The 12,911-nt window shown below is 69.4% G+C and carries 16 protein-coding genes; 11 read left to right on the forward strand and 5 right to left on the reverse strand.

Features of this window, described 5'->3' with window-relative positions:
- Window positions 1-77: 77 nt before the first annotated feature.
- From EV645_RS42190 to EV645_RS09425, 4 genes are read left to right on the forward strand one after another with little or no spacing between them, the layout of a single operon-like run.
- Window positions 78-587, forward strand: coding sequence for a hypothetical protein (locus tag EV645_RS42190; RefSeq protein ID WP_198681525.1), 510 nt, complete (start codon window positions 78-80; stop codon window positions 585-587).
- Window positions 587-1,639, forward strand: coding sequence for a peptidoglycan-binding protein (locus EV645_RS42195; RefSeq protein WP_198681526.1), 1,053 nt, complete (start codon window positions 587-589; stop codon window positions 1,637-1,639). Before EV645_RS42190 ends, EV645_RS42195 begins: the two co-directional genes overlap by 1 nt.
- Entirely contained in the window at window positions 1,636-2,301 is a 666-nt protein-coding gene (locus EV645_RS09420; protein ID WP_130441739.1) for an ABC transporter ATP-binding protein, read from the forward strand. Before EV645_RS42195 ends, EV645_RS09420 begins: the two co-directional genes overlap by 4 nt.
- The gene (locus EV645_RS09425; RefSeq protein ID WP_130441740.1) at window positions 2,298-3,563 is read left to right on the forward strand and encodes an ABC transporter permease; all 1,266 of its coding nucleotides are present in this window, start codon (window positions 2,298-2,300) and stop codon (window positions 3,561-3,563) included. The genes EV645_RS09420 and EV645_RS09425 overlap by 4 nt, the downstream gene beginning before the upstream one ends.
- Here EV645_RS09425 and EV645_RS09430 read toward each other — a convergent pair.
- Complete coding sequence (locus EV645_RS09430) at window positions 3,560-4,507, reverse strand: complex I subunit 1/NuoH family protein (RefSeq protein ID WP_130441741.1); 948 nt, start codon at window positions 4,505-4,507, stop codon at window positions 3,560-3,562. The two genes, EV645_RS09425 and EV645_RS09430, sit on opposite strands and share 4 nt — an antisense overlap.
- Window positions 4,508-4,567: 60 nt before the next feature.
- Here EV645_RS09430 and EV645_RS09435 point away from each other — a divergent pair, with 60 nt between their 5' ends.
- On the forward strand, window positions 4,568-5,752 hold the full coding sequence (locus EV645_RS09435; protein WP_242000295.1) for an NAD(P)H-binding protein: 1,185 nt from the start codon (window positions 4,568-4,570) through the stop codon (window positions 5,750-5,752).
- Here EV645_RS09435 and EV645_RS09440 read toward each other — a convergent pair.
- From EV645_RS09440 to EV645_RS09455, 4 genes are read right to left on the reverse strand one after another with little or no spacing between them, the layout of a single operon-like run.
- Window positions 5,728-6,660, reverse strand: a complete 933-nt coding sequence (locus EV645_RS09440; RefSeq protein WP_242000296.1) for a GNAT family N-acetyltransferase — start codon at window positions 6,658-6,660, stop codon at window positions 5,728-5,730. The genes EV645_RS09435 and EV645_RS09440 overlap by 25 nt on opposite strands.
- Window positions 6,657-7,421, reverse strand: a complete 765-nt coding sequence (locus EV645_RS09445) for an NADH-quinone oxidoreductase subunit C (RefSeq protein ID WP_130441743.1) — start codon at window positions 7,419-7,421, stop codon at window positions 6,657-6,659. Before EV645_RS09445 ends, EV645_RS09440 begins: the two co-directional genes overlap by 4 nt.
- Entirely contained in the window at window positions 7,418-7,969 is a 552-nt protein-coding gene (locus EV645_RS09450; protein ID WP_130441745.1) for an NADH-quinone oxidoreductase subunit B, read from the reverse strand. Before EV645_RS09450 ends, EV645_RS09445 begins: the two co-directional genes overlap by 4 nt.
- 4 nt (window positions 7,970-7,973) lie before the next feature.
- Window positions 7,974-8,819, reverse strand: coding sequence for an alpha/beta fold hydrolase (locus tag EV645_RS09455; protein ID WP_130441747.1), 846 nt, complete (start codon window positions 8,817-8,819; stop codon window positions 7,974-7,976).
- Window positions 8,820-8,949: 130 nt separating this feature from the next.
- On the opposite strand from EV645_RS09455, the gene EV645_RS09460 reads away from it, so the two are divergent.
- The 6 genes from EV645_RS09460 to EV645_RS41800 all read left to right on the forward strand — a co-directional run bounded on the left by EV645_RS09460 (window position 8,950) and on the right by EV645_RS41800 (window position 12,885).
- A complete protein-coding gene (locus tag EV645_RS09460) occupies window positions 8,950-10,407 on the forward strand; it encodes a purine-cytosine permease family protein (RefSeq protein WP_130441749.1) in 1,458 nt (485 codons plus the stop codon).
- Entirely contained in the window at window positions 10,407-10,922 is a 516-nt protein-coding gene (locus EV645_RS09465; RefSeq protein WP_130441751.1) for a cysteine hydrolase family protein, read from the forward strand. Before EV645_RS09460 ends, EV645_RS09465 begins: the two co-directional genes overlap by 1 nt.
- Entirely contained in the window at window positions 10,922-11,629 is a 708-nt protein-coding gene (locus tag EV645_RS09470; RefSeq protein ID WP_130441753.1) for a GntR family transcriptional regulator, read from the forward strand. Before EV645_RS09465 ends, EV645_RS09470 begins: the two co-directional genes overlap by 1 nt.
- A gap of 272 nt (window positions 11,630-11,901) precedes the next feature.
- Window positions 11,902-12,054, forward strand: a complete 153-nt coding sequence (locus EV645_RS41795; protein ID WP_157997036.1) for a hypothetical protein — start codon at window positions 11,902-11,904, stop codon at window positions 12,052-12,054.
- A gap of 518 nt (window positions 12,055-12,572) precedes the next feature.
- Window positions 12,573-12,701: a hypothetical protein gene (locus tag EV645_RS43125; RefSeq protein WP_277876998.1), complete on the forward strand. Its 129-nt coding sequence runs from the start codon at window positions 12,573-12,575 to the stop codon at window positions 12,699-12,701.
- 13 nt (window positions 12,702-12,714) lie between these two features.
- Complete coding sequence (locus EV645_RS41800) at window positions 12,715-12,885, forward strand: hypothetical protein (protein ID WP_157997037.1); 171 nt, start codon at window positions 12,715-12,717, stop codon at window positions 12,883-12,885.
- The last annotated feature ends 26 nt before the right edge of the window (window positions 12,886-12,911 follow it).

Raw genomic sequence — 12,911 nt, forward strand, 5'->3', positions numbered from 1 at the left:
CCCCGTGTTAGCGCACTCGGAAACGGCCGGGAAACGGCGTCCGGCGAAGGCTTCGGGGAAACGAGAGGAGCGCACCGATGCGCAAGACCATCCTGGCCGCCACCGTGCTCGCGGCCGCCGTACTCATCACCGGCTGCGGAGCGGACAAGCCCGACGCCCAGGTCGCCTCTGGCTCCGGCGCCCAGCAGTCCACCACACCGACCAGTGCGCCGGCCAGCCTCAGCCAGGACGAGATGGCGGTCAAGTTCACCCAGTGCCTGCGGGAGAACGGCCTGAACGTCCCGGACCCGGAGCCGGGCAAGGGACCGATGCTCAAGTTCGACAAGAACTCTGGGGTCACCCAGGAGCAGGTCCAGAAGGCGATGGAGGCGTGCCGCGAGTACGACCCGCAGTCGCAGGGCAGCGCCAACCCGCAGCAGGCGGAGAACGGCCGCGAGTACGCCGAGTGCATGCGGAAGAACGGTGTCGAGAAGTTCCCGGACCCGAAGCCGGACCAGCGCGGCATCATGATCGGCCCGGGCGTCGCCGACGACCCCGACTTCCAGAAGGCGCAGGGCGCCTGCCAGAGCATCCTGGCCGCGCGGTGATGCGTAAGGCACTGACGGCTGTCGTCGTCCTGGCCGCCGGGGGCGCCGCGAGCGCGTTCCTGGTGAACCGGGGCGACACCAGCCAGGCTACGAACCAGGCCGCGCAGGCCTTGCCGGTCAACACCACCAAGGTCACCCAACAGACCTTGAAGGACACCGAGACCGAGGACGGCCAACTCGGCTTCGGTACGACGTCCTCCGCCGTCAGCCGGATCGCCGGCACCGTCACCGCCGTACCGGACAGCGGGCAGGAGCTGCGGCGCGGGAACACCGTCTACAGCATCGACAACAAACCGACGATCCTGCTGTACGGCGCGCTGCCGGCGTACCGGAAGCTGTCGATCGGGGCCGAGGGCAACGACGTGTTGCAGCTCGAACAGAACCTCAAGGCGATGGGGTACACCGGCTTCACCGTCGACGACGAGTACACCGACGCCACTGCCGAAGCGGTCGAGGAGTGGCAGGACGATCTCGGCCTGGACGAGACCGGGGTCGTCGAGCTCGGCAGCGTGCTGTTCGCACCTGGTCACATCCGCATCGACAGCGTGCAAGGTCAGGAGGGTACGCCGCTCGGCCCGAACCAGCCGGTGCTCTCGTACACCGGCACGACCCGGGCCGTCACGGTCCAGCTCGACGCGGCGGACCAGCGACTTGCCGTGATGGGTGCGGCGGTCACGGTAGCGCTGCCGGACGGCAAGACCGTGCCAGGCCGGATCGAGAAGGTGTCGACGGTGATCATCCCGGCGGAGAGCCCGGACAAGGACCCCGAGACCAAGGTCGAGGTGATCGTTGCCATCGCCAACCAAAAGGCCGTGGCCGCTTGGTCGTCAGCGGCAACTGATGTCACCTTCACCGCCTCGGAACGCAAGAACGTCCTGACCGTCCCCGTCGCGGCTCTGGTCGCGCTCCGCGAAGGCGGGTTCGGAGTCGAGGTCACGGACGGTACGACGTCGCACTACGCGCCTGTGAAGACCGGGTTGTTCGCGAGCGGCCAGGTCGAGGTCAGCGGCACCGGGATCAAGGCCGGCACGACAGTCGGGATTCCGAAGTGATCGAGCTGAGCGAAGTGACCAAGGTGTATCCGGGCGGCGTGAACGCGCTCGGCGGAGTCAGCCTGCGGATCGATGCGGGCGAGCTGGTCGCGATCGTCGGCCCGTCCGGCTCCGGCAAGTCCACGATGCTGAACGTGCTCGGCACCCTCGACCGCCCGACCTCCGGCACCGTCCACATCGATCGGTACGACGTGGCGCGGCTGTCCGACGCCGGGCTGTCGGCGTTGCGGGCGACCCGGATCGGCTTCGTGTTCCAGCAGTTCCATCTGGCCGCGGGCGTCCGTGCGGTGGACAATGTCGCCGACGGGTTGTTGTACTCCGGTCTGCGGCTGGGCGTACGACGGCGGCGGGCTGCGGCCGCGCTGGTACGGGTCGGGCTCGGGCACCGGCTGGATCACGAGCCGCATGAGCTGTCCGGTGGCGAACGACAACGCGTCGCCGTTGCGCGAGCAGTCGCCGGCGAACCCGCCGTCCTGCTGGCCGACGAACCGACCGGGGCCCTCGACTCCGCATCCGGCGCCGGCGTGATGGAACTGCTGCGCGACCTGCACGCCGCCGGTACGACGGTCGTCGTCATCACGCACGACCGGGACATCGCCGCCTCCCTCCCCCGCCAGGTCCGCATGCGCGACGGCCGCATCATCGAGGAGATCCGCTCATGAAAGGCGACTTTGCGCACCGGGTCCGCACGCCTGCGGCCGAAACGTACGGACGCCGTGCACAAAGTGCGCGGGAGCTCAAGCCTCGGGCGCTGGGGCTGCGCGACGTCGTCCGGGTCGGCGCCGTCGGCCTGCGGACCCGGCCGACCCGCGCGTTCCTGTCCGCGTTGGGGATTGCGATCGGGATCGCCGCGATGGTCTCCGTCGTCGGGATCTCGTCGTCCTCGCGGGCCGACCTCGACGGGCAACTCGATGCCCTGGGCACCAATCTTCTAACGGTTGCCCCGGGCACCCGACTGACCGGCGAGCAAGCTCAGCTGCCGCTCACCGCCGAAGCCATGGTCCGCCGGATCGCCCCGGTCCGGGCCGAGTCCGCGGTCGGCAAGGTCGACGACACTTCCGTCTACCGGACCAGCAAGATCCCGGACGTCGAGACCAACGGCATCATCGCGTACGCCGCCCGTACCAACCTGCTCGACACGATCGGCGCAACGGTCCGCAGCGGCAAGTGGATCGACGCGGCGACCGGCTCGTTCCCCGCGACCGTGCTCGGCTCGAGCGCTGCCGACCGGCTCGGGATCACGAAAGCCGGGCCGGATACCCAGGTGCTGATCGGCAACATCTGGTTCACGGTTCTCGGCATACTCGACCCGGCCGCGCTGGCGCCCGAGCTCGACAGCGCGGCCTTGATGGGTTGGCCGGCCGCTGGTCGGCTCTCCTTCGACGGGCATCCGACCACGATCTACACCCGGTCGGACGACGCCCAGGTGCCGGCGGTCCGATCGGTGCTCGGGGCAACGGCCAACCCCGAGGCGCCGAACGAGGTCGAGGTCTCGCGGCCGTCCGACGCGCTCGCCGCGAAGCAGGCCGCCGGACAGGCGTTCACCGGTCTGCTACTCGGACTCGGCGCGGTCGCGCTCCTGGTCGGCGGTGTCGGTGTCGCCAACATCATGGTGATCTCGGTGCTCGAACGCCGCGCGGAGATCGGCCTGCGCCGGTCGCTCGGCGCGACCCGCGGTCAGATCCGCACGCAGTTCCTCACCGAGTCGCTGTTGCTCTCAGCGCTAGGCGGAGTCGGCGGCGCGGCGCTCGGATCGGCGGTCACGGCGGCGTACGCGTCGTACCAGAACTGGTTGACGGTGATCCCGGTCTGGGCTCTCGCCGGCGGTGTCGTGGCCACGCTGGTCATCGGCGCCCTGGCGGGCCTGTACCCCGCCGTACGCGCCTCTCGACTGTCGCCGACCGAAGCGCTGGCCACTCCCTAGAAAGCGACGACGCCGATGCCGGTGAGCGCGAGCTGGGCGAGCGCCACCGGCACCAGGCCCTGCCAGGCGAGCTTCTGCAGCTGGTCGGCGCGCATCCGCGGGAACGACACCCGCACCCAGATCACCACGAGCGAGACGAGTGCGACCTTCAGGATGGTCCAGATCCAGCCGATCGACTCCGGTCCCGGTCCGCTCCAGCCGCCGAGGAACAGCACCGTGGTGAGCCCCGCGAGGACGACGATCCCGGCGTACTCGGCGAGCAGGAACATCGCGAACCGCAGGCCGGTGTACTCCGTGTACGGGCCGAAGATCACCTCGGAGTCCGCGACCGGCATGTCGAACGGCGGCCGCTGCAACTCGGCCAGACCGGCGATGAAGAACACGATCATGCCGGGCAGCTGCCAGAGCAGCCACCACGGATTCCACGCGTGCGCGATGCCGGTCAGGCTGAGCGAACCGGCCGCGACCGCGACACTCGCGGCGGACAGCACGAACGGCAGCTCGTAGCTCATCAGCTGCGCTGCGACCCGGAGTCCGCCGAGCAGGCTGTACTTGTTGCCGCTCCCCCAGCCCGCCATCAGCGACCCGAGTACGCCGATGCTCATCACAGCGAGCACGAAGAACAGACCGGAATCCAGGTCGGCGCCGACGATGCCGGGCGCCAGCGGGATTGCGGCGAGGGCGGCGAGGTACGGCAGGATCGCGACGACCGGGGCCCACTCGAAGACGCGCTTGTCCGCGGCCGCCGGGACGACGCTCTCCTTCTGGACGAACTTCACCCCGTCCGCGACCAGCTGCGCCCAGCCGTGGAACCCACCGGCGTACATCGGGCCGAGCCGTGACTGCATGTGCGCCATGACCTTGTGCTCGGCCTGACCGACCAGCAACGGCGCCACCAGGAAGGCGACCAGAACGCCCACCACCCGCACCACGAACTCCAGCATGTGCGCAGCCTATCGACTCCGGCTTGACCTCAACCAACGTTGAGGTCGAAGGATCGTGTCATGACTACCGTTCTTGTCACTGGAGCCACCGGTCGGGTCGGCCGGCACGTCGTCGCCGGACTGCGCGCGGCGGGGGTGACCGTTCGCGCCCTCGTCCGTACGCCGGACCTCGCCGGATTCCCGCCCGACGTCGAGCTGATCCAGGGCGATATCACCGACGCCTCCGCCGTACGACGGGCCGCGGCCGGGGTGGACGCAGCGTTCCTGCTGTGGCCGTCGTTCAGTGCGGACGGGGCGTCGCAGATCGTCCCGTCGTTGCCTTCGCGAGTGGTGTATTTGTCTTCGCTCAATGCCGCCGAGGGTGGCGTGTGGGGTGATGTCGAGCAGTTGCTGCGGGATGCGGGCAAGGCGTGGACGTTCCTTCGGCCGAGCGGGTTCGCGGTCAACGCTCAGGGGTGGGCCGGCGACTTCCGCTCCGGCGACAGGCTGCGGCTTCCGTACCCGGAGGCGTCGCGGTCGATGATCCACGAGCGCGACATCGCGGCGGTCGCCGTACTCAGCTTCGTCAACCCCGGCCACGTCGGCCAGATCTACGAACTCACCGGCCCCGAGGCGCTGACGCAGGCCGAGCAGGTCGCCACCATCGGTCGTGCCGTCGGCAAGGACCTGCACGTCGTACCGCTCACCTCGGATGCGGCCCGACAGGCCATGCTCGACCAAGGCGCCGACCCAGCCCTCGCCGCGAGCGCGGTCAGCTACTGGGCCTCGCTCGTCGACAACCCCGAGCCTGTCACTACCACGGTCGCCGAACTAACCGGCCGCCCTGCCCTCACCTTCGCGGAATGGGCTCGGGAGCACGCCGACGAGTTCCGCGTCCTCTCCACCGCCGAGGTCGCCCAGGGGTACGTCGACGCACTGTCGGCCGGCCGCCTGGACGAGGCCTTCAACTTCCTGTCCCCCGACGTCATCCGCTCCGCCCCACTCGAGTCCCCCACCGACCTCAAAGGCACAACCGCCATCCTCGAAAACGCCCAGCGCCTCACCACCGACCTCGAATACCTGGCCGTAGAAACCCTCGGCCCCCTACTCCACGAGGACCACTTCGCCATCCGCTTCACCTTCGACCAACGGAACACGGTCACCGGCCTGCGATCCCAAACCACCAAGCTGTCGCTATGCACGGTCGACTCCGGCCAAATCACCCGCGAAGAGGTCTTCTACTACACGCCGCCGAGCGGGAGTTGAAGCCAGCCGCCTACGTCGTGGCGGCCGGCGGATAGGGCGGCGGTGCGGGCGCCTTGGTTGGCGGAGTGGATGGTGCCGATGAAGATGCGGGTCGGGTCGGGGAGGGCCTGGGCGAGGAGCGTGCTCAGGTGGGGGCCGTATCCGTGGCCGCGGTGGTGCTTGGCGAGGATGAGTTCAAGGACGACGTACGCCGGGAGGCCCAGGGCGTCGTCGGGCTTGATGATGGCGGCGGCGTACCCGGCCCACTCGTCGTCCACCACGATCTCGAAGAGCAGACCGTCGTCGGCGGACTCCTGGAGATCCTCGAGGTCCTGGATGGTGGCTTCTTCGGTGTGGTGCGGGTGGTCGGCGTCCACGGCTTCGTACGCGCGGCGGGCTTCGTCGTAGTGTTCGACGCTCTTCGCGGGGCGGAGCGCGAGGCCGGGCGGTACGTCGTGTGGTTGCAGCTCGCTGATCGGTGCGGCGAGGAAGCGGCGGTCCGGCACGGTGCCGTCGACGGCAGGGGCGGCGCTCCAGAGGCGGAGGTAGAGCGGGTTGTGGATGCCGTAGTACTGCTGGGCTGCCTCGGCCAGTGCTGGTAGGTCGCTCGGCTCGGGTGAGCGGCTCATCGGGGTGGCGTCGACGAACGGCTTGGCGACGTTCATGTTCTCGAAGCGCATGCTGAACATCACCTGGAGGTCGTTGCCTACGGCAACCCAGTGGTTGAGCATCGCCTCGACCGGCTTGCCCGGCGCCAGGCGCGCGGTCCGCTGGGTCGCGATCTCCAGATCCTCGGCCAGCAAGATGTCCAGCGCCGCATGCTCCTCGGCCAGAATCGCCAGCCGGCGTCGGTCGTCCACCCACGTACGCGTCAACGGATGCTGACGCTCCAACGTGTACTGAGCCAACACCTCAGCCGAAGGAATCACGACAACTCGCCCGACTCATCCCCCGACTGCCCGCCGGCCCCAGGATCTTCGGGGGTGGGATCTGGAGATGGAGTGGGTGGTGGGGATTGCCGGCGGGCACGCCTCTCGCCTCCCGCGCCTGCTCGGCGGGGACGGGCGGGAGTTGCAGCCGCCTGCGCAGCTGCCAGAGGGTCGGGGTCCGGCGAGCCGGGTGGGCGGGGGCCCCAGGTTTCGGGGTCGGGGACGCCTGGGGGGAGGGTCCGGCGGCGGCTGGGGGCGCCGGTGGGGGCGTGGTCGGATTCGCCGGGTTCCTTGGCGCCGGGCCACGGCTTGGCGACCCGGGACGCGAGGACGAACTCCTTCCGGAGCGGGTGGCCCTCGAACTCGTCCGGCAGTAGCAGCGTGATCAGGTTCGGATGACCCTCGAAGCTGATCCCGAACATCTCGAACGTCTCGCGCTCGTGCCAGTTCGCCCCCGCGTACACCTCGGACAGCGTCGGCAGCACCGCCTTGTCCCGCGGCACCAGCGTCCGCACCAGCACATGCTCGACGTGCGACCCACCCCAGAAGTCCGCGAGATGCGACACCACCCGGAAGCCATCGGTCAGCTCGTCCGAAGCGCTCAGGAAATCGAAGAACGTGAACCCGACGGCATCCCGCAGTACCTCATGCGCCGCCACCCACGACTCCGGCGGTACGTCGATCGCGGTCGGGCCGAAGCTGTCCGTAGACGTCGCGGTGATGCCGGCACTCGTCAGCGCCTCCACTGCGTCCGCGCTCAAGGCTGCACCAATCCGCGAGTCAGCGCCGCCGCGGACGGTTCCTCGTACCGGTCGGCAAGCGCCTCGCCCGCGATCTTCTCCTGCAGTTTGAGGATCCCCTGCAGCAACGCCTCCGGCCGCGGCGGGCAGCCGGGCACGTACACGTCGACCGGGATGATCTGGTCGACGCCCTTGGTCACGCAGTACGAGTCCCAGTACGGACCGCCCGAGTTCGAGCAGGAGCCGAACGAGATCACGTACTTCGGCTCGGGCATCTGGTCGTACAGCCGCTTGATCGCCGGCGCCATCTTGTCCGTCACCGTGCCCGACACCACCATCAGGTCGGCCTGCCGCGGTCCGGGCGCGAACGGGATCACGCCGAGCCGGATGAAGTCGTGCCGGCCCATCGACGCCGCGATGAACTCGATCGCGCAGCAGGCCAGCCCGAAGTTGAACACCCAGAGCGAGTACTTGCGCCCCCAGTTCAACAGGTACCGGACCGGCTCCGGCGCGAGCCTCGCCAGCGCGCCGACTGCCGGTCGCACCGTCGGCATCCCCAGCTCGGTCATGCGCTCAGCCTAGTCCGACAATCTCCTCCGCGAGGACCTCCGGGTATTCGAGTGGCGCGTAGTGCCCGGCGCCGTCGACGTACCGCACCCGGACGTCGCTGAAGAAGTCGTCCACCCGGTCCGACCACACCCTCGGAAATAGCGGGTCGAACTCCGGCCACAACACCACGGTCGGTACGGCGATCCGGTCGTACGACGGTGGCGCCGTCTCCGCCGCGGACACTGCGACCGATCCGGCACCCGCCCGGTACCACTGGATCGACGCCGTGAACGCACCCGGCTGTGAATACGTATCCACGAGGTGATCGAGCTCCGGCTCGAACCCCGGCCCGGACCAATGCGTCCAGAAGTGGTTCAGGTACGAGCGGACCGCGTCCGGCTTCCCGTCGATCAGCTCCTCGATCACCGGCAGCCGATGGAACGCCTGGTACCAGAACTCCGCCTGCGCCTGCTCGGAGAACACCCGCTTGCCGATCCCGGGCAGCGGCGGCGCGACCACGATGCCATCGATCAGTTCCGACTGGTTCCGCGCGATCCCCTGCGCGATCCGGCTGCCGACGTCGTACCCCGCGAGTACCGGACGCTCCAGCCCGAGCTCCTCCATCAGACCCACGATGCTCCGCCCCTGCGCGGCAACGCCGTACTGCGCCGGGTCGGTATCGGCTGCGTCGGACTCGCCGAACCCACGGAGATCCGGCACCACCACCTCGAAACCACGCTCCGCGAGCATCGGCGCCAGCAGCCGGTAGTCGGTGCGATCCCCCGGCCAGCCGTGCAGCAGCACCACCGCCGGCCCCTCGCCGATCCGGTCGTAGGCCAGCCGGAATCCGTCCACCGCTTCAGTCAGCATGGCCTCAGTTTTCGACGACCGCGCATTGTTGACCACCCCGACACCCGGGCTTACCGTGATTGAACAGGACTGAACAGGTCCACTCCGCTGGGGAGCTCCCTCCGCTCCTCAGTCCAGGCCGGGAGGCCCCATGACAGGCCAGCACGATGTGCAGCAGACCCGCGCGCTCTCGGTGGAGAGCAACGGGCTGAACGTGATCGCCGACGCGGACCGGAAGGGCCGCCCGAGTCAGCTGTTCTGGCCGTGGTTCGGAGCGAACGTCTCCGTGCTGGGGCTGAGCTACGGCGCGTTCGCGCTCGGCTTCGGGATCTCGTTCTGGCAGGCGGTGATCGCCGGCGTGATCGGGGTGGTGTTCTCGTTCCTGCTCTGCGGGCTGATCGCGCTGGCCGGCAAGCGCGGTTCGGCGCCGACGATGGTGCTCAGCCGCGCCGCGTTCGGTGTCCGAGGCAACAAACTGCCGTCGCTGGTGTCGTGGTTGCTGACGGTCGGCTGGGAGACGGTGCTGACGATCCTGGCGACGCTAGCGACCGCGACCGTGTTCGAGCGGCTCGGCTGGGGCGGGGGCAACCTCACCAAGGTGATCGCGCTGGTCGTGGTCGGTCTGCTGACGGTGGCCTGCGGCGTACTCGGGTTCGACCTGATCATGCGGGCGCAGACGATCATCACCGTTGTCACCGGCGTACTCACCGTCGTGTACATCATCCTGGTCGCCGACCAGATCCACTGGAGCACGGTGTCCGCGCTGCCGAGCGGTTCGTCGCAGGCGGTCATCGGCGCGCTGGTCTTCCTGATGACGGGCTTCGGACTCGGCTGGGTGAACGCGGCCGCGGACTACTCGCGGTACCTGCCCCGCCAGGCGTCGAGTCGTGGCGTGGTCGGCTGGACGACGTTCGGCGGTTCGGTGGCTCCCGTCGTACTGCTGGTCTTCGGTCTGCTGCTGGCGGGTTCGTCGGCGGACCTGAGCAAGGCGATCGGCGCCGACCCGATCGGTGCGCTCGCGGAGGCGTTGCCGACGTGGTTCCTGGTGCCGTTCGTGATCGTCGCGGTGCTCGGCCTGGTCGGTGGCGCCGTACTCGACATCTACTCGTCCGGTCTCGCGCTGCTGTCGCTCGGCCTGCCGGTCAAGAGGTACGTCGCGGCGTTCATCGACGGTGTCGTGATGATTGGTGGGACGATCTACGTCGTCTTCTACGGCGGCGATTTCCTCGGGCAGTTCCAGGGATTCCTGATCACACTCGGCGTACCGATCGCGGCCTGGTGCGGGATCATGCTCGCCGACATCGCCGCCCGCCAGCGGAACTACGCCGAGGGCGACCTCTATCGGTCGAACGGACGGTACGGCGACGTGCAGTGGTTGCCAGTGGCCACGATGCTCGTTGCCACCGGCATCGGCTGGGGACTCGTCACGAACACGCTGGCGTCGTGGCTGACCTGGCAGGGGTACCTGCTCGGGCCGTTCGGCCTCGGCGGCAAGGACGGCGCGTGGGCGTACGCGAACCTCGGCGTACTGGCCGCACTCGTGATCGGTTTCCTTGTGCAGTGGTTCGGCCGCGGGCCCGCAGTACGTCGGCAGGAGGCGACTGCCTGATGGTCCTGGCGCTCATCGACCTGCAGCGGATCTTCGCGGACCCGGAGTCCGGCTGGGCGACTCCGGGCTTCGAGCGGGTGATCTCGCCGACCAAGGACTTGCTGGAGATCTTTGGGTCTGATGTCGTCTTCACCCGGTTCGTGGCGCCGGAGGAACCGTTCGGTGCCTGGGTGCCTTATTACCGGGAGTTCCCGTTCGCGTTGCAGTCGCCGGACGCTGACGACTACCAACTCGTCGATGAGTTCAAGGGAGCTCGAACTCTGGACAAGACCACCTTCGGCGCCTGGGGGCCAGAACTCGCGGCTCGGGCGGGTGGGCGGCTGGTGCTGGGCGGCGTGACGACGGACTGCTGCGTGATCAGTACGGCGCTGGCCGCGATCGACGCCGGCGTACAGGTCCAGGTCGTCGAGGAGGCGTGCGCCGGATCGACCGACGAGAACCACCGCAAGGCGCTCGACATCATGCGGCTGTACGCGCCGATGATCGAGATCGTGCACCTGGAGCAGTTGCGGTGATGCGCCGGGTCTCCCTGAAACACGAGCGGGTCGCACGGGTGCTCGCGCGGGAGATCAGGTCCGGCGTCGTACGGCGTGGTACGCAGCTGCCCGGCGAGGTGGAGCTCGCTCGCCGGTTCTCGGTCAGCCGCAACACCGTCCGCGCGGCGCTCGCCGTGCTGGCCGAGGACGAGCTGATCGCGACGCACACCGGCAAGGGCTCGTACGTGCTGTTCGACGGGCGACCGCTGGACGGCCGGCTCGGGTGGACGCATGCCCTGTCCGAGCAAGGCGTGGAGACCCGGATGCGAACGGTGCGGATCGAACGCTCGACCGATCCCGGGCTGGCGTCCCGGCTCGGTCTGGAGTCGCCCCGGGTGGTGGTGATCGAGCGGGTCCGGCAGCTGACGGACGGTACGGCGATCTCCCTCGAACGCAGCCGGATCCCGGCGCTCGACGCGCTACGCGACCTACCGGAACGCGGCCTCGACAACGGGTCCATCAGCGTGACGCTCAACCGCGCCGGCCTGTACCTGGACCACTGCGAACAACGCCTCCGCGGCCGCCCCCTAACCCCCGTCGAAGCCGGCCACCTCAACCGCCCCGACGGCACCTGGTTCCTCCACACCACCCGCACCAGCTGGACCTCAGACGACCGCTTCGCCGAACACGCCGACGAACTCCTGGACCCCGAACACTACGAACTAAGCCTCACCTACCGCAGCTGATCCCGCGCGCGCTGCATCGCACCGCGACCGCTCGGGCGCGCTCTCATGAACCTTGGACACCCGGTGGCGACCTTGGATAAGCCATTGGATGTGCACAGTCACCGTCGGCTATCCCCAGTCCCACTCAGGCCACCCCCGAGCAGGCGCCGGGGTGCCCGAACCACCGACTAAGGCATTAGTTGCCCTTGGCATAGGGAGTTGTGCGGATGTGGGGGGCCTCCTCAGGCGCGCACTGTCTACTCATCGACAGGAGCTCGGAGGAGATCATGTTCATGTACTCGACCGACGCGGTGCGGGCCGAGATCAAGTACCGGCAGGACCGTATCCGGCACGACTTCCAGCGTCCGTTCTGGTTCCAGCGCAAGCCTAAGCAGCAGCCGCCCGCGCCCTGTGCGCCCGAGCTGCGTGCCCGTCCGGCGATGTGACCGCGAGGTCACCGCCCCAGGCCCCCTCCCCCCAGGCGCGGGGGGGGGGGGGGGGGCCGGCGCCCCCCCCCCCCCGGCCCCCCCCCCCCCCCCCCCCGCCCGCCCCCCCCCCCCCCCCCCGGGCGCGCGCCCCCCCCCCCCCCCCCCCCGCCGCGCCCCCCCCCCCCCCCCCCCCCCCCGGGCGCGGCCCCCCCCCCCCCCCCCCCCCCCCCCCCCCCCCCCCGCCCCCCCCCCCCCCCCCCCCCCCCCCCCCGGGGGGGGGGGGGCCCCCCCCCCCCCCCCCCGCCGCCGTCATTCCAGGCCCCACTCCACGCGTCGCACAGTCCCGCTCCAAGGGCCTGTTCCAGGTGTCGGCTAGGGCCCGTTCGGGGGTCCCTAGGCGGTGACTAGGACCCCCTAGGGACGGCTAAGGCAGTGAGCCGGGTGGGGATAGGGAGGAGTTCCGATGTGCGGGCCCTCCTCAGACGAGCAGATTTACACCTGTCAGCAAGAGCCGGCAGCGAAAAGCGGAGGAAGACATGTACACGAACGACTCGGTCAAGGCAGAGGTTGCTTACCGCAGGGAGCGTCTCAGCCGTGACTTCCGGCAGCACCGGACCACCGGAGCCCGCCGGACCATCAGCCACCTGTTCGGCCGGAAAGCCTGAAGGGAGGGAAACCATGTTCAACACTCCACTGAGTCAGTATGCGATCAAGGCGGAGGCGGCGTACCGGTTGGAGCGGACCAAGCGTGAGTTCGGGTCCGTGAGCCGCAAGCAGCGCCCGGCGAAGGGCTCGAAGCCCGAGTCGCGGCACTCGCGCCGTGCCCTCCGACCCACCACGGCCCGATGACCGCCCCAGCCGCCGTCCCTGATCAG

Origin of the sequence: Kribbella rubisoli, from assembly GCF_004217145.1 — a bacterium.
Taxonomy (GTDB): domain Bacteria; phylum Actinomycetota; class Actinomycetes; order Propionibacteriales; family Kribbellaceae; genus Kribbella; species Kribbella rubisoli.